The sequence below is a fragment of the Lentzea kristufekii genome, assembly GCF_033949925.1.
In the GTDB taxonomy this organism is placed as follows: domain Bacteria; phylum Actinomycetota; class Actinomycetes; order Mycobacteriales; family Pseudonocardiaceae; genus Lentzea; species Lentzea kristufekii.
In genome coordinates, this window is sequence record NZ_JAXAVV010000015.1 from 88,211 (window position 1) to 114,395 (window position 26,185).

26 protein-coding genes are annotated in these 26,185 nt (G+C 68.8%); 11 read left to right on the forward strand and 15 right to left on the reverse strand.

The features are described from left to right. Nucleotides 1-14 precede the first annotated feature (14 nt). The 3 genes from SK571_RS28530 to SK571_RS28540 form a co-directional block, all read right to left on the reverse strand. A complete protein-coding gene (locus SK571_RS28530) occupies nt 15-476 on the reverse strand; it encodes a Rieske (2Fe-2S) protein (protein WP_319987159.1) in 462 nt (153 codons plus the stop codon). Between the two features lie 106 nt (nt 477-582). Beyond that, complete coding sequence (locus tag SK571_RS28535; RefSeq protein WP_319987160.1) at nt 583-981, reverse strand: Rieske (2Fe-2S) protein; 399 nt, start codon at nt 979-981, stop codon at nt 583-585. Between the two features lie 9 nt (nt 982-990). Then, nucleotides 991-1,479: a hypothetical protein gene (locus SK571_RS28540; RefSeq protein WP_090014002.1), complete on the reverse strand. Its 489-nt coding sequence runs from the start codon at nt 1,477-1,479 to the stop codon at nt 991-993. Between the two features lie 383 nt (nt 1,480-1,862). On the opposite strand from SK571_RS28540, the gene SK571_RS28545 reads away from it, so the two are divergent. The 4 genes from SK571_RS28545 to SK571_RS28560 all read left to right on the forward strand — a co-directional run bounded on the left by SK571_RS28545 (nt 1,863) and on the right by SK571_RS28560 (nt 5,185). Then, a complete protein-coding gene (locus SK571_RS28545) occupies nt 1,863-3,296 on the forward strand; it encodes a helix-turn-helix domain-containing protein (RefSeq protein ID WP_319987161.1) in 1,434 nt (477 codons plus the stop codon). Continuing rightward, nucleotides 3,296-3,772, forward strand: coding sequence for a hypothetical protein (locus SK571_RS28550; protein WP_319987162.1), 477 nt, complete (start codon nt 3,296-3,298; stop codon nt 3,770-3,772). Before SK571_RS28545 ends, SK571_RS28550 begins: the two co-directional genes overlap by 1 nt. A gap of 97 nt (nt 3,773-3,869) precedes the next feature. Then, complete coding sequence (locus SK571_RS28555) at nt 3,870-4,331, forward strand: hypothetical protein (protein WP_319987163.1); 462 nt, start codon at nt 3,870-3,872, stop codon at nt 4,329-4,331. Beyond that, nucleotides 4,328-5,185 carry a hypothetical protein gene (locus tag SK571_RS28560; protein WP_319987164.1) on the forward strand — a complete coding sequence of 286 codons (858 nt, stop codon included), beginning with the start codon at nt 4,328-4,330 and terminating at the stop codon, nt 5,183-5,185. The genes SK571_RS28555 and SK571_RS28560 overlap by 4 nt, the downstream gene beginning before the upstream one ends. Before the next feature lie 38 nt (nt 5,186-5,223). Here SK571_RS28560 and SK571_RS28565 read toward each other — a convergent pair whose 3' ends face one another. Next, entirely contained in the window at nt 5,224-5,415 is a 192-nt protein-coding gene (locus SK571_RS28565) for a S1 RNA-binding domain-containing protein (RefSeq protein WP_090067010.1), read from the reverse strand. 182 nt (nt 5,416-5,597) lie between these two features. On the opposite strand from SK571_RS28565, the gene SK571_RS28570 reads away from it, so the two are divergent. Then, on the forward strand, nt 5,598-6,560 hold the full coding sequence (locus SK571_RS28570) for a helix-turn-helix transcriptional regulator (RefSeq protein ID WP_319987165.1): 963 nt from the start codon (nt 5,598-5,600) through the stop codon (nt 6,558-6,560). A gap of 54 nt (nt 6,561-6,614) precedes the next feature. Here SK571_RS28570 and SK571_RS28575 read toward each other — a convergent pair whose 3' ends face one another. Next, entirely contained in the window at nt 6,615-7,886 is a 1,272-nt protein-coding gene (locus SK571_RS28575) for an RNA-guided endonuclease InsQ/TnpB family protein (protein WP_319987167.1), read from the reverse strand. Nucleotides 7,887-7,894: 8 nt separating this feature from the next. Between SK571_RS28575 and SK571_RS28580 the strand changes: the two genes are divergently transcribed. After that, the gene (locus SK571_RS28580) at nt 7,895-8,818 is read left to right on the forward strand and encodes a sigma-70 family RNA polymerase sigma factor (RefSeq protein WP_406602044.1); all 924 of its coding nucleotides are present in this window, start codon (nt 7,895-7,897) and stop codon (nt 8,816-8,818) included. On the opposite strand, the gene SK571_RS28585 is transcribed toward SK571_RS28580, so the two are convergent. Continuing rightward, the gene (locus SK571_RS28585; RefSeq protein WP_319987169.1) at nt 8,778-10,541 is read right to left on the reverse strand and encodes a LamG-like jellyroll fold domain-containing protein; all 1,764 of its coding nucleotides are present in this window, start codon (nt 10,539-10,541) and stop codon (nt 8,778-8,780) included. The two genes, SK571_RS28580 and SK571_RS28585, sit on opposite strands and share 41 nt — an antisense overlap. A 63-nt stretch (nt 10,542-10,604) precedes the next feature. Here SK571_RS28585 and SK571_RS28590 point away from each other — a divergent pair, with 63 nt between their 5' ends. Then, nucleotides 10,605-11,324, forward strand: a complete 720-nt coding sequence (locus SK571_RS28590) for a sulfite exporter TauE/SafE family protein (protein ID WP_319987170.1) — start codon at nt 10,605-10,607, stop codon at nt 11,322-11,324. After that, the gene (locus SK571_RS28595) at nt 11,321-11,740 is read left to right on the forward strand and encodes a hypothetical protein (RefSeq protein WP_319987171.1); all 420 of its coding nucleotides are present in this window, start codon (nt 11,321-11,323) and stop codon (nt 11,738-11,740) included. The genes SK571_RS28590 and SK571_RS28595 overlap by 4 nt, the downstream gene beginning before the upstream one ends. Here SK571_RS28595 and SK571_RS28600 read toward each other — a convergent pair. The 4 genes from SK571_RS28600 to egtD all read right to left on the reverse strand — a co-directional run bounded on the left by SK571_RS28600 (nt 11,725) and on the right by egtD (nt 16,049). Then, on the reverse strand, nt 11,725-13,338 hold the full coding sequence (locus SK571_RS28600) for an alpha/beta hydrolase (RefSeq protein WP_319987172.1): 1,614 nt from the start codon (nt 13,336-13,338) through the stop codon (nt 11,725-11,727). The genes SK571_RS28595 and SK571_RS28600 overlap by 16 nt on opposite strands. Before the next feature lie 80 nt (nt 13,339-13,418). Beyond that, a complete protein-coding gene (locus SK571_RS28605) occupies nt 13,419-14,423 on the reverse strand; it encodes an alpha/beta hydrolase (protein ID WP_319987173.1) in 1,005 nt (334 codons plus the stop codon). A gap of 54 nt (nt 14,424-14,477) precedes the next feature. Continuing rightward, nucleotides 14,478-15,014 (reverse strand): hypothetical protein, encoded by a 537-nt coding sequence (locus SK571_RS28610; RefSeq protein WP_319987174.1) that lies wholly within the window; start codon nt 15,012-15,014, stop codon nt 14,478-14,480. Between the two features lie 63 nt (nt 15,015-15,077). Further along, the gene (gene egtD, locus SK571_RS28615; RefSeq protein ID WP_319987175.1) at nt 15,078-16,049 is read right to left on the reverse strand and encodes an L-histidine N(alpha)-methyltransferase; all 972 of its coding nucleotides are present in this window, start codon (nt 16,047-16,049) and stop codon (nt 15,078-15,080) included. A 4-nt stretch (nt 16,050-16,053) separates the two neighbouring features. On the opposite strand from egtD, the gene SK571_RS28620 reads away from it, so the two are divergent. Continuing rightward, the gene (locus tag SK571_RS28620) at nt 16,054-17,364 is read left to right on the forward strand and encodes an RNA-guided endonuclease InsQ/TnpB family protein (protein WP_319987176.1); all 1,311 of its coding nucleotides are present in this window, start codon (nt 16,054-16,056) and stop codon (nt 17,362-17,364) included. Nucleotides 17,365-17,394: 30 nt separating this feature from the next. On the opposite strand, the gene egtC is transcribed toward SK571_RS28620, so the two are convergent. From egtC to SK571_RS28645, 5 genes are all read right to left on the reverse strand, one after another. After that, the gene (gene egtC / locus SK571_RS28625) at nt 17,395-18,120 is read right to left on the reverse strand and encodes an ergothioneine biosynthesis protein EgtC (RefSeq protein ID WP_319987177.1); all 726 of its coding nucleotides are present in this window, start codon (nt 18,118-18,120) and stop codon (nt 17,395-17,397) included. A 4-nt stretch (nt 18,121-18,124) separates the two neighbouring features. Further along, a complete protein-coding gene (egtB, locus tag SK571_RS28630; protein WP_319987178.1) occupies nt 18,125-19,414 on the reverse strand; it encodes an ergothioneine biosynthesis protein EgtB in 1,290 nt (429 codons plus the stop codon). Next, nucleotides 19,411-20,499, reverse strand: a complete 1,089-nt coding sequence (locus tag SK571_RS28635) for a glutamate-cysteine ligase family protein (protein WP_319987179.1) — start codon at nt 20,497-20,499, stop codon at nt 19,411-19,413. Before SK571_RS28635 ends, egtB begins: the two co-directional genes overlap by 4 nt. 250 nt (nt 20,500-20,749) lie before the next feature. Beyond that, a complete protein-coding gene (locus SK571_RS28640) occupies nt 20,750-23,623 on the reverse strand; it encodes a PQQ-dependent sugar dehydrogenase (RefSeq protein WP_319987180.1) in 2,874 nt (957 codons plus the stop codon). Nucleotides 23,624-23,859: 236 nt separating this feature from the next. Continuing rightward, nucleotides 23,860-24,012, reverse strand: coding sequence for a hypothetical protein (locus SK571_RS28645; protein WP_319987181.1), 153 nt, complete (start codon nt 24,010-24,012; stop codon nt 23,860-23,862). 154 nt (nt 24,013-24,166) lie between these two features. Between SK571_RS28645 and SK571_RS28650 the strand changes: the two genes are divergently transcribed. Both SK571_RS28650 and SK571_RS28655 read left to right on the forward strand, forming a co-directional pair. Beyond that, nucleotides 24,167-24,760: a TetR/AcrR family transcriptional regulator gene (locus tag SK571_RS28650; RefSeq protein ID WP_090066997.1), complete on the forward strand. Its 594-nt coding sequence runs from the start codon at nt 24,167-24,169 to the stop codon at nt 24,758-24,760. A 31-nt stretch (nt 24,761-24,791) separates the two neighbouring features. Next, nucleotides 24,792-26,072, forward strand: a complete 1,281-nt coding sequence (locus SK571_RS28655) for a cytochrome P450 (RefSeq protein ID WP_319987182.1) — start codon at nt 24,792-24,794, stop codon at nt 26,070-26,072. Nucleotides 26,073-26,185 lie beyond the last annotated feature (113 nt).

The window sequence follows — 26,185 nt, forward strand, 5'->3', positions numbered from 1 at the left end:
AAAAACAGAAAGGGTCAGGTCAGGACGACCTGGTCGCCGTCGACCTTGACCGAGACCGCGCGCAGGCCGGTCGTCGCCGGCCCCTTCTTCACGGCACCGTCGGAAGCACCGAACTGGCTGCCGTGCGAGGGACAGGTGATGGTGCCGCCGGACGGCTCCGCGACCATCGAACCCTGATGCGGGCACGTCGCGTCGAAGGCCTTCACCTCGGTGGCGGAGATGCGCGCGACGACGATCTTCTTGCCGCCCGGGGCGTCGACGACGGCGCCGCCGCCCTCGGGTACGTCCGCCAGCGCGACGAGCGCGGTGCCGCTGGTCCCGGCGGATCCCGTCGGAGTCGAACCGCCCTGGGTGGGGGCGCTTCCAGAACCGGTCGGGGTCGAACTGCACGCCGTCACGAGTCCGCTGGGCACGGCCAGGGCAACCGCGATTCCGCACAGCGCCGCGCGCCTGCTGACCAGGCTTTCGGTGTTCACGACCGATCCTCCGTGGTGGTGGGTGTTCGGGGTCACACCACAGCATTACGCGAACAGGTCGGCGAGAGTTCAGCGAGAAGCCCGATGCACAGCAAACGCACAGGTCTCAGCCGAGCACCAAATCATCTCCGGAGCGAACGACCGCGACCTCGACGAGACCCGATTCCGCAGGTCCTTTGCGGACTGCCCCGGTCGAGGCGTCGAAAGCGCTCCCGTGCAACGGGCAGGTGATCACGCCACGGGCAGGCGGGTTGACCATCGAACCCACGTGCGGGCACGCCGGGTTGAACGCACGGAATTCACCCGATCGAGGTTGTACGACCAACAGCTGGGCGTTGCCGGGCATGTCCACCAGCACACCGGAGCCGTCGGGCACCGAGGAGACGGCGACGACGCGGTCTCCCGGCCGGGCGGTGCCGGCACCGCCCGTCTTGCGAGGAGCGGGCTCGCCACAGGCGCTCAAAGCGGCGGCGAGCCCACACAACAACACTGAACGACGATCCACGAGCACCGATTATCGGCGCTGGTCCTCCGCGGCGGCCTGCCGGGCCAGTGCCAGCACGGCGGTGAACGGCGGGAACCAGTGCCGCGAGTGCGACGGCGGGTTCGCCCAGCGCAGCGATCCGTACCTGGTCATCGTCGGCGGGAGCGCGATCCGGTGCGGCGATCGCACGAACTGGACCTCCGGCGGCGCCTTGAGGTGCGTGGGCAGCAACGCCACCAGCTCGGCCAGGAAGATCCAGTGTTCGCGGGGGCCGGGGATCACCGTGACCGGTCCGGCGAGCATCCGCGACTTCAGGTCGGCCAGGACTCGCGACCCGATCCGCGCCGGCATCGCCAAGGCTGTCGTGGCGGGGCCCAGGGGCAGGAACACACCCTGCTCGGTGACGGTCACCTGCCAGCCGAGCAACCGGTAGCCGGCTACGGCCTCCCCGATCGCCCGTGCGTGTCCCCTGTTCTGTGGGATCCCGGCCGTGCCGGTCTCCGCGGTCGTGAGGCTCATCGGCGGTTGTCCTCCCCGTTGGTGGGTCAGGCACTGGTCACGGCCACGGGGATCCACCCGCAGCCTGACGTTGTGCAGGGTCCTTCTCACTTCCCGCCAACACCACTCGCCTGCTGCATGGACCCCATGCAGCAGGCGTATGAAGCTCATCCGCCGGGTGGAGGCACCAGGACTGCGACACGCGAACCCATTACGTCTTATGCATGAGATGGATGGACTGACGATCACACGTCCGTACACTGGGGAAACGCTCAGTGACGGGGGCGAGGCCGATGGATGCAGCGAGACCCAGATCCAGACGCGCTTGCCCGTGTGGGGCGTTCATCGCCGCCGACAACTCCGATCGGCTGTGTCACCGGTGCCGCCGCAACGCTCGTGCGGACGTGCACGGACCACCTGAGGTCCCGAACGACTTCTGGGACCACCCCGCGATCGTCGCCGCATGCACCGACCGCGACATGGGTGCGCTGATCTCCGCGTACCGGCACCACCCCCGGCACCTCAGCCGGGTCACGCAGGACCGCATGGCGGCGTGGCTCGGCATCAGCCAGGCGCAGCTCTCGCGTTACGAGTCGGGCGAGAACCAGATCGACCGCCTCGACCGGCTGCGCCACTTCGCGCTGGTGCTCGGTGTACCGGGCGAACGACTGTGGTTCGACCGCGTCGTCATCCCAGCTCAGGTGGGCTCCCCTGACACCGGCCCGCCAGACGTGCTCGCCGCCCCCTGGGAGGCGACGAGCATTGCCCGTTCGGTCGAGGAGACGGCGAGGAGCGACTTGGCGATCAGCAGACGAGCGGCGCTCACCGGAGCCGCCGCGGTGACGGTGGGGTCCGCACTGGTCGAGCCGCTGCAGCGGTGGTTGCACCCCCTGCAGAACCTGTCGAAGTGGTCGTCGCACTCGGCGATCAGCGAGGAGGAGCTCTTCGCGTTGCAGCGCGTGGCGGACGGGCTGCGCGGCTGGGGCGGCCGGGGCGGCTACGGACTGGCCCGCAAGGCCGTCCTGGGTCAGCTCGACGAGCTGGCCGAACGCCTGGGCCGGGCACCGTCCGGCCCGACGACGGAACGCGCGTTCTTCATCGGCGCGGAGCTGTCGAAGGTGGCGGCGAGCATGTCGTTCGACGCCGGCCTGCACAACGCGGCCCAGCGCTACTACGTGCTGGCCGTCCGCATGGCCAAGGCCGGCCACAACGACGGCTTCGCGGCGCTGTGCCTGGCGGCCATGGCGAGGCAGATGTTCGACCTGGGCCGTCCCGAGGACGGTCTGGAGCTGGTCCAGCTGGGCCAGTACGGCACCCGCCGCACCGGCACGCCCACGCTCAAGGCGCTCCTGCTCACCCGCGAGGCCTGGGCCTACGCGAGCATGGGCAAGACCCGCGAGTTCCACCAGGCCGTGGGCATGGCGCAGGACAGCTTCGCCCAGCGGGACGCGGACAACGAGCCGCGCTACCTGCACAGCTTCGACGAGGCCGAGCTCGAGGGCGTCATCGGCGCCCGCTGCCGCGACCTCGCGATGCACGACCCGTCCCAGGCCGTGTTCGCCGAACAACACATCCGGCGGGCCCTGGCGTTGCGGGACCCGTCGAAGGTGCGCAACCGCGCCTTCGACGTGATCGGACTGGCGCGCACCAAAATGGTCGCGGGAGACCCGGAGGCAGCGTGCGGGTTGATCAACGAGGTCCTGCCGACAGCGGCGAAGCTCTCCTCGGGCCGGGTCCTGCGCAAGCTGGAGGACTTCGCCAAGGAAGCGGCACGGCACCGCCACATCCCCGCCGTGCAGGACACCCGAGACGCGATCAGAGCGATCCGGACCGCTTGATGCGCGTCGGCATCACCGGCCACAGCAACCTGGTCCCGGAGTGCGTCCCCGCCGTCCAGGCCGCCATCACGGAGGTGCTGGAAAGGCTGGGCACCAACCTGGTCGGCGTGACCTGCCTGGCTCCGGGAGCCGACCAGGTCTTCGCCAGGGCGGTGCTGGCGCTGGGCGGTGAGGTGGAGGTGGTCCTGCCCGCTTTGGACTACCGCGACCGCCTGAAGCCGCACCAGGTGGCCGACTACGACGAGCTGCGCGCGGCCGCAACGGTCGTCAGCGTCCTCCCGCACATGTCGAGCGGGCGGCTGGCGTACGTGGCGGCCAACGAACGCATGCTCGCCTCCGTCGAGGTCCTGGTGGCGGTGTGGGACGGCGTCCCGGCCCAGGGCAAGGGCGGTACGGCGGACGTGGTGGAGCAGGCACGCGCGTCCGGTGTGCCGATCGAGGTCGTCTGGCCGGACGAGGCGCGCAGGAAATCTTGAGGGAGACTAGGCCGAGTGAGGGAAGTTCGTCGGCAACCGGACCAACTCCCCTCACAGGCCTAGCCCCGCCCACCGCGCTTGATCACGATTTCGGGGCATGGCAGCCGATCCGTTCGCCCGCCTGGCCGACCGCCAGCAGTCCCTGCGAACAGCCTTGCGAGCCCTCCAGGCCGCGGGCCCTGGCAGCCCGGACTTCCAGCCCCTCCTCGCCACCACGAACGCCGAGGTGGAAGCGGTCATGCAGGCCCGCAGGGACGTCGAGGCGGCCAGGCTGACCACCCCGAACCGCGTGATCGCCATCGCCACCACCGCCGCGGCCCTGGTCGTCGCCGTGGGCTGGTTCGACGCCTGGTCGCTGCTCTCGCTGCTGGTGGCGGTGGCCACGGCCGCGTCGGTCCTGGTGGATCCGGCGGGCCGGCGGATCTTCGAGCCGCGGGCCAGGACCACCGCGATCAGCGCGGCCCTCGTGGCCACCCTCCTGACCCCGCTGGCCAGTGGCTGGGCGACACTGATCACCGCGGCGGGCATCGCCTGGTGGGCCTGGAGGACGCTGAAGTGAACATCGATCCGGTCAAGGCACTGGACGGCAAGGTCGAGCGGCTCAAGAAGGAACTGAAGTCGCTGGAGACCCGCATCGACCACGCCCAGACCGACGCGGCGCACCACCAGCTCAGCCAGGCGAACCAGCTCAAGGACAACACCCGCAAGCTCACCAGGACCGACGACCGCGTCACCGAGCTCGCGGAGAGCGTCCACCGCCTGGAACGCCTCCTGGTGGCGCTGAACCGGAAGGTGCGGGCGAGCGAGACCCAGAAGGCGGACTTCGACGACTGGCCCGAGATCGGCGAGGCACAGCTCGCCAAGATCCTCAAAGGTCAGGAAGCCTACGCCCGCAGGGTTTTCACCCCGCAGGAAGCCAAGGACACGCGCAAGGCCATCGCCGAGTACGACCGGTCGGCCCTGGAGGCGATCGAGGCCGCCGAGGCCCTGACGCACCTCCCGTCCACGGCGGAAGCGTTGTGGCGCAAGAACTACCAGCAGTGGCGGTCCATCACGGACCGGGAACGCCCCGAAGCCCCGGACGACGACACGCACGCCAAGGACACCGTTGCCAAGTCGGCCGGCAACGAGGCCATCGCGCACGTGCGGCAGCTGATCCGCGCGCGCATCGAGGACGCGGTGGCACGGGATCTGCTGTTCCCGGCGTGGTTCGAGAACATGCTCGGACCCGCCGCGCCGCCCGGCAAGGCGGACGATTGGCTTTACACCGCAACGGATGTCGTGTTGTACCGGCTGCTGCACGACATCACCAGCCCAGCGGACGCGCTCGGTCCGGCACCCGAGGAAGAGGGGCACCGCAAGACCCTGCACGACCGCCTGACCGGCGAGTGCGCGGACTACCGGAGACCGTGAGAAAGCCCGGGCAGGGCGCCTCTGCCCGGGCACTCAACTCACGCCAGCTCCAGGCTGAACCGCTGCTGCACGGCGTCCACAGCGAGCACCTTCACCTGCACGGAGGCACCGACCTCGGCCTGCTGGCCGTGCAGGAGCCCGTGTGCACCGGCGGGGTGCTCGATGAACGAACCGAAGGGAACGGTCGAGACGACCTTCCCCGAAAAGACATCACCAACGTTGGGAAGCATTGCGCATCACCTCCTCTCCCGTGCGCGCATCCACAGAAACGGATGTGCGCGGGGATGGAGGGGCCCTGATCAAGTCAGGGCCGGGCAACCGTTCCGCTCACGGCACAAGGCCGACCCGGCAGTCATGACGAGAACCCTAACCACCGCAGGCCGTTGTCCGCAACGGAATCTAGGATCGTCACATGCTGGAGACGTCCGCACGGCTGCTGAAGCTCCTGTCCCTGTTGCAGGTGCGGCGTGACTGGACGGGCCCGGAGCTCGCGGACCGGCTCAGCGTCGACGTGCGCACGATCCGCCGCGACGTGGACAAGTTGCGCAGCCTCGGTTACCCCGTCACGTCACTGCCCGGCGCGGCCGGTGGCTACCAGCTCGGGGCGGGCGCGGAACTCCCGCCGCTCCTGCTCGACGACGACGAGGCGGTCGCAGTCGCGGTCGGACTGAGGACGGCGGCGAACGGCTCCGTCGCGGGCATCGAGGAGACGTCGATCCGCGCCCTCACCAAGCTCGAACAGGTGCTGCCGACGAGGTTGCGGCGGCGCGTGCAGGCACTCCAGGCGCACACCACCGCCCTGCCGGCCACCGGCCCGACGGTCGACCCGGAGACGCTCACGATCATCGCCGCCGCCTGCCGCGACCACCAGCAGCTGCGCTTCACCTACGCCCCGACGCAGGGCGAGCCCGCGAAACGGCTCGCGGAACCGCAAGGTCTCGTCCACACCGGCCGCCGGTGGTACCTGGTCGCGTGGGACGTGTCCAAACAGGACTGGCGAACGTTCCGGGTGGACCGCATCACCGAGCAGCCCACGCTCGCGGCGAGGTTCACGCCCCGCGAACCGCCCGCGCCGTCCCTGGGCGAGTTCGTGTCGAGGCAGGTCGCCTCCAACGTCTACACCCACCAGGCGGTGCTCACGATCCACGCACCCATGCAGGCAGTCGCGGAACGCACCACACCGATGTCCGCTGCGTTGGAACCGATCGACGAGAACTCGTGCCTGATGCGCACGGGCGCCGACGCGCTCGAACGGATCGTGTGGCATCTGCTGTTCCTGGGCTTCGAGTTCGACGTGCACGAACCGGTGGAACTCAAGGACTACATCGAGATTCTCGTCGGCAGACTGCGGAACGCGATTAGAGTGCGGGATTGACTTGTCCCTGTTCTGAAGGACAGGGATTCCCACCCGCCGTGCGGCGGGTAGCGCTCACGCGCTGTGCCTCACGGCACGGGGTTCCTGTTTCACTGCCGATCGCGGAAGGGAGGGCCCTTGCCGTCTGACATCAGCTCCGCAGGCATCACCCGAATCGCTTCGGGTTACGGCTCGACCAGCCGCAAGGATGTTCTTGGCCGCGTTGAGATCCCGGTCGTGCCGGGTGCGGCAGCCCGGACACGTCCAGTGCCGGGCGGACAAAGCAAGCTGCGCGAGCACGTGCCCGCAGACCGAACAAGTCTTGCTCGACGGGAACCAGCGGTCGATCACGACCAGCGTGCGGCCGGCCCGGTCGCACTTGTACTCCAGCTGCCTGCGGAACTCGCCCCAGCCCGCGTCGGAGATGGCACGGGCGAGATGGCGGTTGCGCACCATGTTCTTGACCGACAGTTCTTCGATCGCGATCACGTCGGCCGAACGCACCAGAGCCGTGGTGGTGCGGTGCAGGAAGTCCTGCCGGGCGGCGCGGACCTTGCGATGCGCGCGGGCGACCTTGGCCCTGGCCTTGCAGCGGTTGCGGCTGCCGCGCTGGCAGCGGGCCATCCGTCGTTGGTAGCGGGCCAGGTTGCAGGCCTTGCGGGCAAGGTGCCGCGGGTTCGCGATCCGCTCACCGTCACTGGTCACCACCAGGTCTGTGAGGCCGAGGTCGACGCCGATCGCGTGCCCTGCGGGCTCAGCCGGGGCGGGCTCGGTGGTGTCGGTGGTGTCGATGGCGAACGCCACGTACCAGCGGCCGTCCGGCTCGCGGGACACCACCACCATCGTCGGGTCCAACGAGGCCAGGTCCACCTCGCCGAAAGACCACACGAACCGCAGCGGCACACTGGTCTTGGCCAGCGTCAGCACACCCTCACGCATCCGGAACGCCGAACGGGTGTAATGCGCGCTCTGCCGCCCGGTACGGGACTTGAACCTCGGATAGCGAGCCCGCCCGGCGAAGAAGTTACTGAACGCGGTGTGCTGATGGCGAAGCGTCTGCTGCAGCGGGACAGAGGACACCTCCGACAGAAACGCGAGTTCCCCGGTGCGTTTCCACTCCGTCAGCGCCGAATCGGTCTGCCGATACGACGTGCGCACACCCTCGGCACGGTAGCGGAGATTCCGCTCACTCAAAGTCCTGTTCCACACCAGACGCACACACCCGAACGTGCGATTCAACACCACAGCCTGATCAGAGGTCGGGTAAGCCCGGCACTTGTACGCCGTTCGCACGAACCACAACCTACCGGGAGAACCATGACGACCACGACGCAGGACCGCCTCCACCGGAGGCGATGGTGACAGTGGACTTCGCGACCGCCGCCGACCCGTTCAGACGGGAGCTTCTCGCGCACTGCTACCGGATGCTCGGCTCGCTGCACGACGCCGAGGACCTGGTGCAGGAGACGTACCTGCGCGCGTGGAAGGCGTACGGCCAGTTCGAGGGCCGCTCGTCGGTCCGCACGTGGCTGTACCGGATCGCGACGAACGTCTGCCTCACCGCCCTGGACGGCCGCACGAGACGCCCGCTGCCGTTCGGGCTCGGCAACCAGGCGGCCACCGAGACCGACCCGCTCACCGAGGACCACGAGATCCCGTGGCTGGAGCCGTTCCCGACCGATCCGGCCGCGATCGTCACCGAACGCGAGTCCACCCGGCTGGCGTTCGTCGCGGCCCTGCAACACCTCCCGCCGAGGCAACGCGCGGTGCTGATCCTGCGGGACGTGCTGAAGCTCAGCGCCGCCGAGACCGCGGACGAGCTGGAGATGACGGTCGCGGCCGTCAACAGCGCTCTGCAACGGGCGCACGCGCAGCTCAAGGACCTCAGCGAGGACGAGGTGGTGGAGCCCGCGGAGGCGAAGCAGCTGCTCGACCGGTGGGTGGAAGCCTTCGAGGCCAAGGACATCCCGGCGATCATCGGCATGTTCGCGCACGACGTCGTCTGGGAGATGCCGCCGTACCCGCAGTTCTACCGGGGCCCGGACATGGTCGCGTGGCACCTCACGAACCAGTGCCCGGCAGTCCCGCACGGCGCCAGGATGATCGCCACCGAAGCGAACGGCCAGCCCGCGTTCGGGCTCTACCTGCGAGGCGAGGACGGCGTGTTCCGGCCGTTCAACCTCCAGGTGCTGGAGGTTCGCGGCGGCCGGATCACGCACGTCTCGTCGTTCTTCGACCTCAGTCTGTTCCCGCGGTTCGGGCTGCCTTCGACCGCATGAACTCGGCACGGTCCAGCGGCCGGTTCACGATCCGCATGTCGCCGATCCAGCCGTGCAACGACTTCTCGACGACCTTGTCGTACGCGTAGGCGCCGACGAGCCACGGGTCACCGGCGGTCGAGATGCCGCGCGCGGGCGTGGAAGGGTTGCGCAGCAACGGAGAGCCGTCGACGTACAGCGTGGTGTGCACGCCGTCGTTGACCACGGCGATGTGCCACCACGTCTCGTAGTCCATCTCGTGGCCCCAGTTCGTGGAGATGCCCGGCAGGTTGCGCGGGAACACCGCCCACTGCAGCTGACCGCCACCGGCGACGTTCAGGGTCGCGATCGGCTCGCTCGGGTCGTCCCCGGTCTTGCCTGCCGCGGAACCGGGCGCGAGCTTCGTGAACAGGCCGCACCACGGGTGGTCGAAGTCCTCGGGCAGCTTGAGGAACACCTCGATGGTGTAGCCGCGCTCGAACGTCTCCCTGTTCACCGGCGCCGAGTCCACGGTGGACAGATAGCCGTCCTTGCCGAAGTACAGCGAACGGTGCGACGGCGCGAGCCGGCTGTGGTCGTCCGAGGCGGTCAGCGTGCCGGTCTGCCGCAGGTCGTTCCCGTTGCCCGACAGGTCCTTCAGGCCCTCGCCCAGGCGCCAGTACGCGACCGTGCCCCGCACCAGCACGTCACGGGCGGGCTGCGGCGCGGGCAGCACCGGCGGGTCGAAGCGGGCGAACCGCTGCTCGAAGTCGATCGGCACGCTGAACCGGTCGGCAGGGCCGGTCAGCTCGGTCTCCTTGCGCTCCAGCGGGTTGAGCGACTTCTTGCCGAGCAGCCACGGCGACAGGGTGCGGACGTCGATCACACCGCGGTCCAGGTCGAAGTGGTAGAACCGGATCATCGCGCCGCCGCCGTAGTAGCGGTCCTGGTAGTTCGCGATGTGCACGTGCACGTCGTTGCCGGCGGTGTTGCGCATCGTCGTCCGGGCGGGCGGCCAGAAGTGCCCGTTCAGCGTCAGGAAGATCTGGTCGTTGTCCTTGATCAGCTCGTTCCACAGCCTGCGGCCGTAGTCGGACATCGCGGCGGTGCCGTCACCGCCGTCGTAGACCAGTTCGTGCGTGGTGAGGATGACCGGCAGCTTGGCGTGCTGCTTCAGCACCGAGCGCGCCCACTCGAACCCCTTGGCGGACATGCGCCAGTCCAGCGCGAGCACCAGCCACTCCTTGCCGGCGGCGCGAAAGACGTGGAACGTGTTGTAGCCGTCGGCGCTCGCACCGCGGAACGTCGGCGACGACCGGAACCGCCGCGGCCCGAACCTGTCGAGGTACGGCGTGCGCCCGCGCTGGTCGTCCAGCCGCGAGTCCGGCACGTCGTGGTTGCCCGCGAGCACGCTGTACCCGATCCGGCGGCGGTCGAGCACCTCGAACCGCTCGCTGATGTCGTCGATCTCGCTCTGCCGCGCGTTCTCGACCAGGTCGCCGAGGTGGCTGATGAAGACGATGTTCTCGGACCTCTGGCGGTCGATCAGGTACTGCAGCGTGGCCTTCAACGGCGCCGAGTCGCCGCGGTCGAGGTCGAACATGTACTGCGTGTCCGGGATCACGGCGAGCGTGAACCGCCGCGCCTCGGGGTCGGGGCGGCCGCCGACAACGTTGTCAGCAGCGGCGGAACCAGGCGTGACCAGGGCGGCAGCGGCGGCGGTCGCACCGGTGCCGAGCAGGAAGGAACGACGGGACGCGGTCATGGCGCGGAGCGTAGGTGCGCTGGGCCAACGGCAGGCGAACAATGGTCGATAGCATCGCGAACTATGTCTTGGGGGTTGCTGGCGGTCGCCGGCGTGGTCGTCGCTTGTGGAGGGTTGCTGCAGGGCCTGATCGGTTTCGGGCTGGCCCTGGTCGCCGTGCCGCTGCTCGCGTTGCTGGACCCGGCGCTGGTCCCGGTGCCGGTCCTGGTCATCGCCTGCGCGCACGCGGTCATGTCATTGGCCAGGGAGTTCGGTCACGTGGACTGGCGCGGTGTCGGCTGGGCGATGCTCGGCCGCCTGCCGGGCACGGTCGTCGGCATCTGGATCGTCGACTCGCTGGACCCGAAGAGCTTCGGCGTGGTCGTCGGTGCCGCGGTGCTGGCGTGCGTCCTGCTGTCGATCACGTCCTGGCGCCCGCAGCCCACTCCGCCGTCCCTGGTCACCGCGGGCGTGGCGAGCGGCTCGTTCGGCACGGCCACGTCGATCGGCGGCCCGATGGTCGCGTTGCTCTACCAGAACCAGGCCGGGCCGGAGGTGCGGGCGACACTGGCGGCGTTCTTCACGCTGGGTTCGGCCGTCTCGATCGTCGGCCTGACCGTCACCGGCAACGTCACCGCGCACCAGCTGTGGAGCGGCGTGCTGCTGATCCCGTTCCTGGTCGCCGGATTCCTGCTCTCGGGGCCGTTGCGCGCCAAGTTCGACGCGAAGGGCGTCCGTACTCCCACCCTGGTCGTGGCGGGGGCGAGTGCCGTCGTGCTGATCGTGAGGAGCCTGCTGTCGTGAAGATCCCCACGTGGGCCGTGCTCGGAATCGGCGCACTCGCGGCGCTGACGCTGATCGTGAACGCGCCTGTGCGCGACATGGGCGACCTGTGCGCGCAACCCGGCGCGCGCTGCGGCAGTCAGCCGGACTGGTACACCGGCGAGGAGACCTACGAGACACTGCGCGGCATCGAGATGAGCCGTCGAATCGACGAAGCCCTCTACGACTACAGCCTGCTGTGGCTGGTGGCCGCCGCACTGCTGGTGTGGGCGGTCGTGCGGCGCGGCTGGGCGACGTTCGCCACGGCCGCGCTCTTCGGGCTCGCGGTGTGGCTGTGGCCCACGTACTCCGCGTACCTGTTGATCGTCGCCGCCGCGGTGGCGGTGCTGCACGAGCACCGCCACCGCTTCAGGCGAACCGATCAGGCGAACGGCTGAACGTTCGGCTGGAACACCTGGCCGTCGGCGGGTGCGACGAGATCCACCAGGTACTTCGCGACGGCCGCGTCCGTGTCGGCCGAGCGGCCCAGGATGCAGTGGCCGAACGCGTCGACGCTGATCAGCCGCGCGTTGCCGAGCTGCTTGGCCATGCGCTGCGAGAACAGGTACTGCGTGGCCGGGTCGTAGTAGTTGCCCACGACGACGATCGGGTTCTTCGTCTTGCGGTTCCACGGGCCGATCCAGCGGTCCGGGTTGCGCGTCGGCCACGTGGCACAGGTCAGCAGGTCCGCCGCAGCCTGGTAGCGGCCGAACGTCGGGGACTCCGCCTCCCACTTCGCCGCGGTCCTCTCCCAGTTGCGGTTCGTGCGGGCGAACGGCTTGTCGGTGCAGTTGACGCCGAAGTACGAGTCGTCCGCGGTGTACGGGGTGTCGGGCAGCGGGTCGACGTCCATGCGGCCACCGGCGTTGTTCAGCGGCGCGGCCAGCTCCACCGTGGACTGTATGCCCAGAGTGGCGGCGGACGGGTTCAGCGCAACGTGGACGCTCTGCAGCCAGGCGGCCAGAGTCGAGATCCGGGCGATCGAGTACAGGTCGCCGGCAACGCGGCCGACCACGTCGGACAGCGTGACCTTGGTGCCGTCCGGCAACGTCGCGGGGGCCTTGCCCAGCGCGGTCTTCATCGCCTCGAACTTGCCTCGGGCGTCACCGGCGAACGCGCACTTGGCGGCGCCGACGGCATCGCAGCGCTTCAGCATGGCGTCGAGGGCGATCTCGAAACCGTCGGCGCGCTGGCGGTCGTACTCCGCGCCGTTGGTCAGACGCAGCCGCGGGTCGACGTTGCCGTCGATCACCATCGCCCGCGTGCGCTGCGGGAAGATGTTCGCGTACGTGGAGCCGATCAGCGTGCCGTACGAGAAGCCGACGAAGTTGAGCTGCTGGTCGCCCACGGCCTCGCGCATGACGTCGAGGTCGCGTGCGACCGCTTCCGTCGACATGTGGTTCAGCAGCGGACCGGCGTTGATCTTGCAGTAGTCCGTGTAGGTCTTGGACTGCTTGATCGTGCTCGCGATCTCGGCCTTGGTGATGGGCAGGGCGTACCAGCCCTCGTTGACCGCGTCGGCCTCTTCCTGGGTGCGGAAGCAGCGCATCGGCGCGCTGCGGGCCACGCCGCGCGGGTCGAAGCCGATGACGTCGAACCGGTCCAGCACGGACGGCTGGAAGTAGTTCTTCGCGACGGCGCCGCGCAGCAGGCCGGAACCACCGGGGCCGCCGGGGTTGAGGAAGATCGAGCCGATCTTGCGCGACGGGTCGTTCGCGGGGCGCTTCATCATGGCGATGCCGGTCTTCTCACCGCGCGGGCGCGAGTGGTCGACGGGCACTTCCTGGACGGCGCAGGTGAGCTTCGCGCGCTCCTCGGGCGTCACGGAGGCGGGAAGGCCGGCGAGGACGTCGGCCGCGCACTGCCCCCAGGCAGCGGGTCTGACGTTCGACGAGACCTCGGGCTGGGCGCTCGCCACGCCCAGGCCGGAAACGACGGTGCCGAGCACGAGCGCACTCGCGATCACGACACGCGCTGATGCGGAGGATGACTTCACGGATGCACCCCATCACCGACCGTGCACCGTTTGTACCCGCCTATCGTCGGGTTGTCCGACGACAGGCGGGCATCGACGAACTAGAACGGTTGCGCGTTCGGCTGGAACACCTGGCCGTTCGCGGGAGCGGTGAGGTCGACGAGGTACCTCGTCACCGCCGCGTCGGCGCCGGCCGAGTCACCGAGGATGCAGTGACCGAACGCGTCGACGCTGATCAGCCGCGCGTTGCCGAGCTGCTTGGCCATGCGCTCCGAGAACAGGTACTGCGTCGCCGGGTCGTAGTAGTTGCCCACCACGACGATCGGGTTCTTGGTGTGGCGGTTCCACGGGCCGATCCAGCGGTCCGGGTTGCGGGCGGGCCACGTCGGGCAGGTCAGGAGGTCGGACGCGGCCTGGTAGCGGCCGAACGTCCTCGACTCCCTCTCCCACCTGTCCGCGGTCTGGGCCCAGTTGCGGTTCGAGCGGGAGAACGGCTTGTCGATGCAGTTGACGGCGTAGTACGAGTCGTCGCTCGTGTACGGCGTCTCCGGCAGCACCCGGACGTCGGCCCTGCCGCCGAGGTTGTTCAGCACCGGAACGTCCACAACGGACTGGACGGCCGACGCGGCCGAGGGGTTCTGGGCCGCGTGGATCGACTGCAGCCACGCCGTCAGCGCCTTGAACGTGGTCGGGCTGTACAGGTTGCTCGCCGTGCGGCCGACGAGGCCGGTCAGCGTCACCTGGGTGCCGCCGGGCAACGTCGTGGAGCCCTTGCGCAGCGACTCGCGGATGTTGTCGAACTTCTTGCGCGCGTCACCGGCAAACGCGCACCTCTCGGCACCGACGGAGTCGCAACGCTTCAGCATCGCGTCCAACGCGATCTCGAAACCACGAGCGCGCTCGCGGTCGTACTGCGCGCCGTTGGTCAGGCGCAGCTGCGGGTCGACGTTGCCGTCCAGCACCAGGGCACGGGACCGGTGCGGGAAGATGTTCGCGTAGGTCGCGCCGAGCAGCGTGCCGTACGAGAAGCCGACGTACGTGAGCTGCCTGTCCCCCACGGCTTCGCGCATCACGTCGAGGTCGCGTGCGACCGCCTCCGTCGACATGTGGTTGAGCAGCGGACCGGCGTTGATCTTGCAGTAGTCCGTGTAGACCTTGGACTACCGGATCGAGCTGGCGATCTCGTCCTTGGTGATCGGCAGCGCGTACCAGCCCTCGTTCACCGCCTCGGCCTCTTCCTGCGTGCGGAAGCAGCGCAGCGGCGCGCTGCGGCCGACGCCACGCGGGTCGAAGCCGATGAGGTCGAACTTCTCGAGGATCTCCGGCGTGAAGAAACTGGAGCCGTAGGCGCTGTAGATCAGGCCGGCGCCACCGGGGCCGCCGGGGTTGATGAACAGCGAGCCGATCTTCTTCGCGGGGTCTCCGGCGGGGCGCTTCATCATGACGACGCCGGTCGAGTCACCGCGCGGACGCGAGTGGTCGACCGGCACCGTCTGGACCGCACAGCTGACCTTCGTGCGTTCGGCGGCGGGGATCTCGGCGAGCACGTCCGCCCCGCACGGTCCCCACGCGGCGGGTCTGACGGCGGAGGTGGCTTCTGGCTGGGCTGACGCACTGCCCAGGCCGGTGATGACGGTGCCGAGCGCGAGCGCACTGACGAGCGCCACGCGCACGGCACGCGTTGATGCAGGAGTCATCGATGCAGCCCATCACCGAGCGCGCATCGCGTGAACCCGCCTATCGTCGGGTTGTGACCTGGGTTACACCGCTTGGGCCAGCGATACCGCGAACCTGCCCTCGGCGTCGGTCCACCAGCGGTGCAGCGAGAATCCGGCGTCCTCCAGCTCCTGCCGCACGCCCTCCTCGCGGAACTTGGCCGACACCTCCGTGCGCAGTTCCTCGCCCTCGCGGAACTCCACGACCAGGCCGAGCCCGGCGATCGTCACGCGCATGGCCCGCTTGGCGCGCAGGCGCATCTCGATCCACTCCTGCTCTGCGTTCCACAACGCCACGTGCTCGAACGCCTCGACGTCGAAGTCTCCACCGACCTCGCGGTTCAGCACGTTCAGCACGTTGCGGTTGAACTCCGCCGTCACGCCCTGCGCGTCGTCGTACGCGCGCACCAGCGTGCCCGGATCCTTGACGAGGTCCGTGCCGAGGAGCAGCCACTCCCCCGGATCCAGCACGTCGCGGACCGTGCGGAGGAACTTCTCGCGCTCCTCCGGGATGAGGTTGCCGATCGTGCCGCCCAGGAACGCGACCAGGCGCGGCGACTCGCCGGGCAGGAGCGACAGGTGCTGCGTGAAGTCACCGACCACACCGTGCACCCGCAGGCCCGGGTAGTCCGCCATGATCGCGTGCGCGGCCTCGGTGAGCGCCGACACCGACACGTCCTGCGGCACGAACTCCCGCAGCGTCCCGTGCTCGCGCAACGCGCTGAGCAGCAGCCGCGTCTTCTCCGACGAGCCGGAACCCAGCTCCACCAGCGAATGCGCGCCCGTCGTCGCCGCGATCTCGCCCGCGCGCTCCGCGAGCACCTCCCGTTCGGCGCGGGTCGGGTAGTACTCGGGCAACCGCGTGATGTCCTCGAACAGCGCACTGCCCACGGCGTCGTAGAACCACTTCGGCGAGACCCACTTCGGGTCCGCGGTCAGTCCGGCCCGCACGTCGGCACGTAGCGCGTGTGCGGCGTCCTCCGGCTTGAGATGAACGTCCAGCACCGGCTCGGTCATTTGGATGTCCTCCGAGGAGACCCCGTCCGTCCGGGCGGGGAGAAGTCGGGCCCCTGCGGAGCAGGACCTGGACAGGACCCACCCACCTGGAGCCACACAGCGATTTAGTAATTTGGGAACTGTGAATCGGCATGTGAAGCGGGCATTCCGGTACCGCTTCTATCCGACCGAGGCACAGGCGGCGGAGCTGTCGCGCACGTTCGGTTGCGTCCGCAAGGTCTACAACCTGGCACTGCAGGCCCGAACGGAAGCGTGGACGCAACGCGGAGAACGGGTCGGCTACATCGCCACGTCGGCGCTGCTGACCGCCTGGAAACGCACCGAGGAACTCGCGTTCCTGGGGGACGTGTCCGCAGTGCCGCTGCAGCAGGCGTTGCGGCATCTGCAGACCGGGTTCACAAACTTCTTCGCCAAGCGGGCCCGGTATCCACGATTCAAGTCGCGCAAGAAGTCGCGCGCCAGCGCCGAGTACACGCGTTCGGCGTTCCGGTGGCGTGACGGCGAGCTGATGCTGGCGAAGATGGCCGAGCCACTGGACATCCGCTGGTCGCGACCCCTGCCCGAGGACGTGGTGCCCTCGACGGTGACTGTGTCGCGGGACGCGGCCGGGCGGTGGTTCGTCTCCATGCTGTGTGAGGATCCCGGCGTGCGGCCGTTGCCCGCCACAGATGCGGTGGTGGGGATCGACGTCGGTCTCGATCACCTGCTGGTCCTGTCGACCGGGGAGAAGATCGGCAATCCCCGGCACGAGCGCCGCGACCGGACGGCGCTCGCGAAGGCACAGCGCTCCTTGTGCCGCAAGCAGAAGGGCAGCAGCAACAGGGACAAGGCCCGCGTCAAGGCCGCCCGTGTCCACGCCCGGATCACTGATCGGCGCGCGGACTTCCTGCACAAGGTCACTACCCGGCTCGTGCGTGATACCCAAACGTTCGTGATCGAGGATTTGGCCGTGTCGAACATGGTCGGCAACCGGCGCTTGGCCCGTGCGATCGGTGATGCGGGATGGCGGCAGTTCCGGCAACTGCTGGAGTACAAAGCGAGCTGGTACGGGCGGGGCGTGATCACCGTGGATCGCTGGTTCCCGTCGTCCAAGCTGTGTTCGGTCTGCGGCGCACTCGCGGCAGCGATGCCGCTGCATCTGCGCACCTGGACCTGTGGCTGCGGCGCGACCCATGACCGGGACGTGAACGCGGCACGCAACATCCTGGCCGCCGGGCTGGCGGCGTCGGTCTGTGGAGCCGGTGTAAGACCTCAACGGAACACTCCAGGCGGGCAGTCGGCGACGAAACAGAAAACCCTGCGGCGCGAGCCGTAGGAATCCCCCTCGTTCACGAGGGGGAGGAAGTCAAAAAGGTCGAACCTCCACAGTGGATGGAACGGCGGTGACCACGTGCCGGTCGGGGATCTCCCGCCAGTCCGGGTCGTCGTCGAGCGGCTCGGACGCGAGCGTCACGCCCTCACCTTTCTGCAGCACCCACAGGGCGTGTGTCCACGTCGTCCCCACGAGCACTTCTCCGTTGGTCAGCAGGAAGTTCAGGCGCGACCTCGGTGCCGCGTCCGCCACCTCCCGCACGAGTTCAACCAGCGCCTGGGCCGGGTTCTTCCCGGTCTCCAGACGACGTCTGAGGACCGTCCACAACAGCGCGGAGTCGGTCGGCGCGTCCATCGTGAGCAGGTCGGTCACGTCGAGGGTCTTCGCGAGCCCGGCGACGGTGTGCGGCCAGCCGTCGACGCGTCCGTTGTGGCTGAACAACCACGTGCCGTCGGTGAACGGCGCGCACGCCGCGTCCGCCACCGGCATCCCGGTGGTCGCGGACCGGACCGCGGCCAGGAAGGCCGTCGACTCCGTGCCCGCCAGCTGACGCAGGTTCGGGTCGCTCCACAGGGTGCCGGCCCGCCGGTAGCGCATCGGGCCGGGGAACCAGCCGACGCCGTACCCGTCGACGTTGACCGTTCCCCCCGCCCGCATGTCGCCGGGCGCGTAGGACTGGTGCTCCAACGAGTGCGGTGCCTCGTAGAGCAGGCTGCCGACGGGCACGGCGGTGCCCAGGTAAGCCAGGTGGCGGCACATCCGGCTAGGCGTCCCTGGCGCAGCGGAAGCCGGCGAAGATCTGCCGTCTGATCGGGTAGTCCCAGTTGCGGAACGTCGCGCGGATCGCCGACTTGTCGGTGCCGAACGAGCCTCCGCGCAGCACCTTGTAGTCCGGGCCGAAGAAGACCTCGGAGTACTCGCGGTACGGGAACACCTCGAAGCCCGGATAGGGCCCGAAGTCGCTCGACGTCCACTCCCACACGTCGCCGATCAGCTGGTGCACACCCGCGGGGGACGCCCCCGCCGGGTACGCGCCGACCGGGGCCGGGCGCAGGTGGCGCTGGTTGAGGTTCGCGTGCTGCTCCGTCGGTTCCTCGTCGCCCCACGGGTAACGCCGGGTCTTGCCGGTCGCCGTGTCGAACCGGGCCGCCTTCTCCCACTCGGCCTCGGTGGGCAGGCGCTTCTTCACCCAGGTCGCGTACGCCTGGGCCTCGTGGAAGCACACGTGCACCACGGGTTCGTCCGGCACGATCGGCTCCGTCACGCCGAACGCCGTGCGCACGAACGAGTTCTCCTCGCGCTGCCAGAACCTCGGCGCCACGAGCTTGGCGCTGGTCCGGTGCTCCCAGCCCTCGTCCGTCCACAGGCGACGGTCGTCGTAGCCGCCCGCCAGGACGAACTCGGCGTACTCGCCGTTCGTGACCGGCGTCGTGTCGATGAAGAACGAGTCGACGTGGACGGCGTGCGCCGGACGTTCGTTGTCGAGCGCCCACGGTTCGTCCGACGTGCCCATCTCGAACGGGCCGCCCGGAATGAACGCTTCCGTTGCGGGCACCAGGTTTCCACCGGGCGGCAACGGTGCGTGCAGCACCGGTTCACCCTTGCGCAACTGGTGCGTCGCGAGCATCGTCTCGTCGTGCTGCTGCTCGTGCTGCACGATCATGCCGAACGCGAAGCCGTTCTCGACGAGCCGGCGCCCCTGCAGCGGCACCTTCTCCAGCACGTCGAACACCTTGCCGCGCACGTCGCCGACGTACTGGCGGGCTTCACGAGGGTTCAGCAGCGGCAACTCGGGCCGCACGCTGCGGGAGAACTTGAACGCGTCGTAGTACTCGTCGATGTCGCTGCGCACCGGCTCGCGTCCGCCGACGTCGCGAACGAGCCACAGCTCTTCCTGGTTGCCGATGTGCGCCAGGTCCCAGACCAGCGGCGACATCAGTTTCGAATGCTGCCGCACGAGGTCGTGCTCGTCGACGGCGTCGGTCAGGGCGGTGGAACGCGCGCGCGAGCGCAACAGTTCCCCCGCCACCTGCTCGCGGAGTTCTTCGGTCACAGCTTCCCCTCAAGCTCCCGGCTGATGATGCCGATCTGGTCGTGGGAGAGTCCGGTGCGGGGCAACGCCTCGATGCCCAGCGCCACAACGTCTTTCGCGGCACGCGCGATGCGTTCGTCCGCCAGTCCGCGCCGGGCGGCGACGAGCCACCGCCCGGCCGCCCGTTCGGTCGCCGCCAGCACACCGTCCACAACGGACGGATCGCTGAACAGCGCCACGAGCAGCGCACTCGGCGCGATCCACCCGCCCGGCGCGGGTGTGTCGAGGTATCTGATCTCGATGTACCCGCGCGGCCGCACCGGCGGGAACATCAACGACATGTGGTAGTCCAGGTCGTCGCTCGTGGGGACGCGGTCGTGCGCCCCGTCCACCCACTCCGCGAACGTGAACCTGCGCGCCGGGATCCAGTTGGGACCCGGCCCGCGCACCACGATGACGGGGGTGTCGACGACTCTTCGCGCATAGGCCTGAGCCGGATCGGCGCACACAGCACTGGGTCTGGTGCGCACGGGATCACAGCCGTAGAGCGCCCGCATGCGCGCGGACGCCCAGTTCTGGTGCATGCCACCGATGCTCGGCGAGTTCGCGAACAGCGCGATCATCACCGGCCCGAGCTGGTGCACGGCGGCCCACCTGTCCTGCAGGTGCTTCTGCTCGCCGAAGTCGAGGCACACCTGCAGGCCCGCGGTGTTGCACATCATCGAGATGCCGTCGGCGCCGAGCCCGCCGAACGCGTGCTCCATCGCGGCGTACCGAGGCACCTGCAGCAGGCGAGTGGGACGTCTGTGCAGGTCAGCGCCCTTGTCGCCGAGCACGAGACCGTGGTCGGCGAGCATGGCGGTGAGGTGGGAGATGTCCTGGGCGACTGTGGAGAAGAGGTCCGGGAGGCTGGCGCAGGGAGGAGTGGAGATCTCGACCTGCCCGCCCGGTTCGACGGTCAGCGGGGTGCCGCTGGGAAGCGGCCTCTGCGGGCTGTCCGGAACGAGAGTGGGTGGTGCGTGTTCGCCGAGAGCGGCGGCGAGCCGGTGCCGATCGAGGACCTGAGCAGGGTCTTCGGCGTGGTGGACGGTCCATTCGAGCTCCACGCCGAAAAGCCTCGGAGGCCCGTGTTTGAAACAGACCGAGGCCACATAAGCCTCGGCCTCGGCGCGGTCGGCGAACCTCGCCGGCGCCGGTTGATTACGCAACGCAGTCACGCTGCCACACTCCCCGTGATCGTCTGGCCCGTTCGACGCTACACGCGGGGTCTGACACTCGCAGCCCTCAAATCCTTACGAACCAAGTGAAGCGCCCGTGTGCACGCGTGCACACGGGCGCCTGTCCCACTGGCTGGATCTACGTCCTGGCATTCGAACGGCCGCGCAGCACCGTGCTGGCGGTTGACGCGTTCTTGATGGCCGTCTCGATCTGCGCCATCGACGAACCGGAGGTGATGCCGGGCACCGTCGTGGTGTTCAACGCGTACAACGTGAACGTGTACGGGTTGGTCGAGCCGCCAGGACAGGGCCCGAAGTACTTCAGGGCGTTGGCACCGGATCCCATCGCCTTCTGCTTCGCCGAGCCCTGGCCCGGCACGGCGAACCCGGACCCCAGGTTCTCCGGCAGCGAGCGGGTGGCACCCGGAATGTCCCAGATCGCCCAATGGAGCTTGTTGCCGTTGTTCACGCGGTCCGCGAACACGATGGCGTAGGCCTGCGCCCCGGCGGACTTAACCCACGCGAACGCCGGCGACGGGTCCTGGCCCGCGACACCGTCACCGGCGCAGGTGTGCTTGGCCGGGATCATCGCGTCGTCCGCGAACGCCGGGGACGTCAGCTTGAACGCACCACCGCCACCTTCGTAGACGATGTCGATGTGCAGGATCCGGTCGTTGCCGGCCGACCCGTCCTTGTCGGTCGTCGTCGTCAGCCAGATGTCGCCCTCCTGGTCCACCTCGACCGTGCGCAGGCGGCTGTAGGTGCCCTGGAAGTAGATCTGCTGGTCGACGAGGTTGCCGCTCGCGTCGATGCGCATCCGGTAGATGCGCTGGCCGACGGTGGTGGCGACGAAGACGTGGTCGTTGATGATCGTCAGGCCCGAGGGTGAGGCCTGCGAGGTCGACCAGGTCTTCTTCGGCGCGACGGTGCCGGCGCAGTTGCCGATCGTGCCCTCGCAGGGCTCCCAGCCGTAGTTGCCGCCCTTGGTGATCAGGTTGACCTCGTCCTGCTGCGAGTTGCCGAACTCCGAGGCCCACAGGCGGCCCTTCGAGTCGAAGTCGAGGCCCTGCACGTTGCGGTGGCCGTAGCTCCAGATCGCCTTGCCGGGGAACGGGTTGTCGGACGGGATGGAGCCGTCCGGGTGGACGCGCAGGATCTTGCCGGCGTTGGTGTTGAGGTTCTGCGCGTTGTTGCCGTTCTGCGCGTCACCGGTCGAGATGAACAGGTAGCGGCCGTCCGGACTGAACCGCAGACGCCCGCCGTTGTGGTAGCGGCTCTTCGGCACACCGTCGAGCAACGTGGTCCAGCCGGTCAGCGCAGCACCGTCGAACTGCGCCCTGACCAGTCGGTTTCCGCCGCTGTAGGTGTGGTAGACGTACACGAACCGGTCGGAGGCGAAGTTCGGCGAGACCTCGATGCCGAGCGCGCCGCCCTCGCCGCTGGTGCCCATGGCGCCGGGCACCTTGCCGATGACGGTCTTGGCGCCGGCCTCGGTCACGCGCAGGACGTTGAACGTCTCGCGCTCGGTCACCAGCGCAGAGCCGTCGGGCAGGAACGCGAGGCCCCAGGCCACGTCGACCCCGCCGGCGATCTGCTTCACCGCGCCGGGGTTCGGCACACCGGTGCCGCCGCCCGCCGCGGGCTTGACGGAGATCTCGTTCGAGAACGCCGACAAGTTGCCCGCCGCGTCCTTGGCCCGCACCTTCACCGCGTACGTCTGGCCGGTCACCAGGCCGGCGACGGTCGCCGACGTGGCCGAACCGTCCGCGGTCTGCTTCAGGGCTCCGTCGAAGTGGATCTCGTAGCCGGTGACGCCCACGTTGTCGCTCGAAGCGCCCCACGCGATGGCGACGCTGGTCGAGGTGGCGCCGGTGGACCGCAGGGTGCCCGGAGTGGTGGGGGCCTGGTTGTCCACGGGCGCGGGCTTGGTGCGGCCCGGAACGTTGTTCGAGGCCTGCGAGACGTTGCCCGCGCGGTCCTTCGCGAACACGGTCCAGTCGTACTCGGTGTCGGCGCGCAGGCCGGTCGCGGTCGCCTCCAGGACGTTGCCGACGCTCGTGACGAGCTGGCCGTGCTGGTAGACGTCGTAGCCGGTGACGCCCACGTTGTCGGTGGCCGCCTCCCACTTCAGCGACACGGAGTTGTGGGTGGAGCCGACGAACTGCAGGTTGCGCGGCGGCGTCGGCGCCTCGTTGTCCGGCGGGCCGACCAGCACCGCGGTCAGCTTGTCCGCGTTCGGGCCGCCGTTCGCGGTCGTCGCGGTCGCCTTGATCCTGTTCGCACCGGCGTGCAGCACGACCTTCAGGGTCCGCGTCTGCCACGTCGTCCACGCGCCCGTGCCGGGGAACGAGACGGTCTGCGCGGCGGCGCCGTCCACGGTCACCGAGACCGGGCGGTCGGTCGTCGTTCCGTTGGCGTAGCGGAACGTCAGGTCGTGTTCGCCGCCGGACTCGGCGTTGATCACGTACTCGACCGACGAGCCGATGACGTTGTCGTAGTTGACGAACCCGCGGCCGGAGAAGCCCGCCCAGTTCGACTCGACGACGCCCTGGCTGATCGTGGCGTCCTCCGCCTCCTGCTCCAGCGCGGGAACGGACGCGGCCTCCTCGACCTCCAGGTAGTCGAGGTTGGGACCACCCGTGGCACCGGTGGACGTGAGCTTGATCTTGTTCGAGCCCGCGTTCAGGTTCACCGTGTTCTCGGCCGACACCCACGTCGTCCACGCCCCGGTGCCAGCGAACGCGCGGTCGTCGACGGCGAGGCCGCCGTTGACGCTCACGTCGACGGGCCGGTTGTCCGCGGTTCCGTTGGCGTAGCGGAAGACGAGCTTGGCCTGGCCCGCCTTCGACGCGGTGACGGTGAACTCGACCGAGCTCCCCGCGACGTTGTCGACGTTCACGAACCCGGCCCCGGAGAACCCGGCGTGGTTCGACTCCACCACGCCCTGCGAGATCGTCGCGTTCTCCGCTTCGTACCGCACCGGCGCCGCGAGGGCCGGCTCCGGTACCGACATCACCGCGACGGCTGTTGTACAGGCAACACCCATCGCGCCGAACGCGCGAAACGTCCGGCTTCTACTCGGTGCCACTGTTGTGCCTCCCACAAGACGGGTCGGGGGATCACGACGGAGCGGCGGCGGATTCAGTTTTAGACAGGAAACTTTCTTGACTATCGCGCAGATCACACCACCGCGCGGCCGCTGAGTCAACCCCGTCCCGGACATGCTGGAAAGCGCTTACCAGAAACCCGTTACCCGTCCCGGTTCTCGGCGAGGGCGGCGATCAGGTCCGAGACGGGCCGGCTGAGCAGCAGATCGATCAGGTGGACGCCTGTGGACTCACGCCGCTGCCAGCCCAGGCGCTCGGCGAGCGTCGACAGCTTGATGATCTCCTGGGTGTCCATGGCGGCAGAGGATATGGGCACCGCGCCGCCCGTTCGCGCAGGCCTGGCCGATGATCCACACGAAAGGGATCACGGGGCAAGATCACACAGATGGACCTGTTCAATCCGTACGTACGGATTGGATTTCCCACCGTCTCCCTGCGACCATCTACCGGTGCCCAGGGTGAGCCAGGACCACCTCGACGCCCGCCGCCGTCAGATCCTCGACGGTGCGCGTGCCTGTTTCGCGCGACACGGCTACGAGGGTGCCACGGTACGCCGTCTGGAAGAAGCGACGAGCCTCTCTCGCGGCGCGATCTTCCACCACTTCCGCGACAAGGAGTCGCTCTTCCTCGCACTGGCCGAGGACGACGCGCTGCGGATGGCGGACGTCGTCGCCGAACAGGGTCTCGTCCAGGTCATGCGCGACCTCCTCGACGAGCCGGAGAAGCGGACCGAGGAGCACGCCGCCGACTGGCTCGGCACGCGCCTCGAGGTCTCCCGCCGGCTCCGCACCGACCCGGACTTCCGGGCGCGGTGGGCCGAACGCAGCGAGCAGCTCACCGCCGCCACCCGTCAGCGCCTCATCCGCCAGCGCGAGGCCGGCAACCTGCGCGACGACGTCGACGTCACGGTGCTGACGAGCTTCCTGGAACTGGTGCTGGAAGGTCTCGTCTCGCACCTCGCGATGGGACTCCCGGCCGACGACATGGAACCCGTGCTCGATCTGGTGGAAGAAACCGTGCGGCGACACCGCCGCAACTCTTGAAGGTTCTTCGCGTAAACCTCAGTGTGGACACATGTCCACGCTGAAGACCACCGCCCAGTTCTTCGCGCTGCGCACGCTCGTCCGCGGCTACGCCCTGATCGGTGACCCGTACGCGGGCGTCATGGCCTCGCCGCCGGACCGCGACCCGTACGCGATGTACGAGAAGGTGCGCGCCAAGGGCGACATGGTGCGCAGCCGCATGGGCGCCTACGTCACACCGAGCCGCGAGATCTGCGATTCGGTGCTGCGCGACAACAGGTTCATCACCGCGACCTTCGACGAGGCGTCGATGGTGCCGATCACGTTGTTCAAGGACGGCGAGAAGATCGTCAACCCGGTGCAGGACTCGTTCCTGATGAAGAACCCGCCGGACCACACCCGCCTGCGCAAGCTCGTGCAGCCGTTCTTCACGCCACGGGCGCTGAAGGACCGCACGGCGTCCATCCAGAAGATCGTGACCGACCACCTCGACCGGCTGGGCGACCGCTTCGACGTCGTCACCGAGTTCGCCTCGCAGGTGCCGATCCAGGTCATCGCCGACCTGCTGGGCGTGCCCGACGACCACAAGGACCTCTTCGCCCGCTGGGGCAGCGCCCTGGCGGAGACGCTCGACGGCGTGTGGTCGCACCAGCAGCTGAAGAACCTGCACGCCACGATCATCGAGTACAACGACTTCATCGACGTCCTGATCGAGGAACGGCGCCGCAACCCCCAGGACGACATCGTCAGCCACCTGGTGACGCGGCACGAGGACCTCAGCCGCGAGGATCTCGTCGCCACCACGGGGTTGCTGCTCTTCGCGGGCTTCGAGACGACGGTCAACCTGATCAGCAACGGCGTGCTGAAGGCGTTCGAGAACCCGCACACGGTGGCGCCGCTGGGCCAGAGCCCCGAGTACGCCGAGGGGTTCGTCGAAGAGGTGCTGCGGCTCGACCCGCCCGTGCAGTACACGATCCGCTGGCCTGGGGAACGCCTCGAACTGGCCGGGGTGTCGCTGCCGAAGGGCATGCCGGTGATGCTGATGCTGGCGGCCGCGAACCGCGACCCGCGGGTGTTCTCCGACCCGCTCAAGTTCGACCCGACGCGGTCCAACGCGCGCGAGCACCTCGCGTTCAGCGCGGGCATCCACTACTGCATCGGCGCTGGTCTGAGCCGCATCGAGGGCACGCTGGCGTTGCACGAGCTCTTCAAGCGCTTCCCGAAGCTCGCGGCGGACGGCCCGGTGACGCGCAGGCGCTCGAAGCTCATCCGCGGCGCGTTGCGACTTCCGGTGCGGGCCAACGAAAGCAGCCGATCACTGACGGTGAACTAATGCTGACCTGGGGCTAATTTCGTTGCGGCGAGTGCTCGACTTCACCCGGCTGGAGCAATGTTCGTGCCCCAATGACACATCTGCGTAGTGCATTCTTAGAAGTGAGAGGGAGA

Coding starts and splice junctions, on each gene's coding strand:
- SK571_RS28540 (WP_090014002.1), bottom strand. CDS start 1,479: ATGAGCCTCACGACCGCGGAGACCGGCACGGCCGGGATCCCACAGAAC.
- SK571_RS28550 (WP_319987162.1), top strand. CDS start 3,296: ATGCGCGTCGGCATCACCGGCCACAGCAACCTGGTCCCGGAGTGCGTC.
- SK571_RS28555 (WP_319987163.1), top strand. CDS start 3,870: ATGGCAGCCGATCCGTTCGCCCGCCTGGCCGACCGCCAGCAGTCCCTG.
- SK571_RS28565 (WP_090067010.1), bottom strand. CDS start 5,415: ATGCTTCCCAACGTTGGTGATGTCTTTTCGGGGAAGGTCGTCTCGACC.
- SK571_RS28570 (WP_319987165.1), top strand. CDS start 5,598: ATGCTGGAGACGTCCGCACGGCTGCTGAAGCTCCTGTCCCTGTTGCAG.
- SK571_RS28580 (WP_406602044.1), top strand. CDS start 7,895: ATGGTGACAGTGGACTTCGCGACCGCCGCCGACCCGTTCAGACGGGAG.
- SK571_RS28585 (WP_319987169.1), bottom strand. CDS start 10,541: ATGACCGCGTCCCGTCGTTCCTTCCTGCTCGGCACCGGTGCGACCGCC.
- SK571_RS28590 (WP_319987170.1), top strand. CDS start 10,605: ATGTCTTGGGGGTTGCTGGCGGTCGCCGGCGTGGTCGTCGCTTGTGGA.
- SK571_RS28605 (WP_319987173.1), bottom strand. CDS start 14,423: ATGTCGACGGAGGCGGTCGCACGCGACCTCGACGTGATGCGCGAAGCC.
- SK571_RS28610 (WP_319987174.1), bottom strand. CDS start 15,014: ATGACTCCTGCATCAACGCGTGCCGTGCGCGTGGCGCTCGTCAGTGCG.
- egtD (WP_319987175.1), bottom strand. CDS start 16,049: ATGACCGAGCCGGTGCTGGACGTTCATCTCAAGCCGGAGGACGCCGCA.
- SK571_RS28620 (WP_319987176.1), top strand. CDS start 16,054: ATGTCCTCCGAGGAGACCCCGTCCGTCCGGGCGGGGAGAAGTCGGGCC.
- egtC (WP_319987177.1), bottom strand. CDS start 18,120: ATGTGCCGCCACCTGGCTTACCTGGGCACCGCCGTGCCCGTCGGCAGC.
- SK571_RS28640 (WP_319987180.1), bottom strand. CDS start 23,623: ATGTCGGTACCGGAGCCGGCCCTCGCGGCGCCGGTGCGGTACGAAGCG.
- SK571_RS28645 (WP_319987181.1), bottom strand. CDS start 24,012: ATGGACACCCAGGAGATCATCAAGCTGTCGACGCTCGCCGAGCGCCTG.
- SK571_RS28655 (WP_319987182.1), top strand. CDS start 24,792: ATGTCCACGCTGAAGACCACCGCCCAGTTCTTCGCGCTGCGCACGCTC.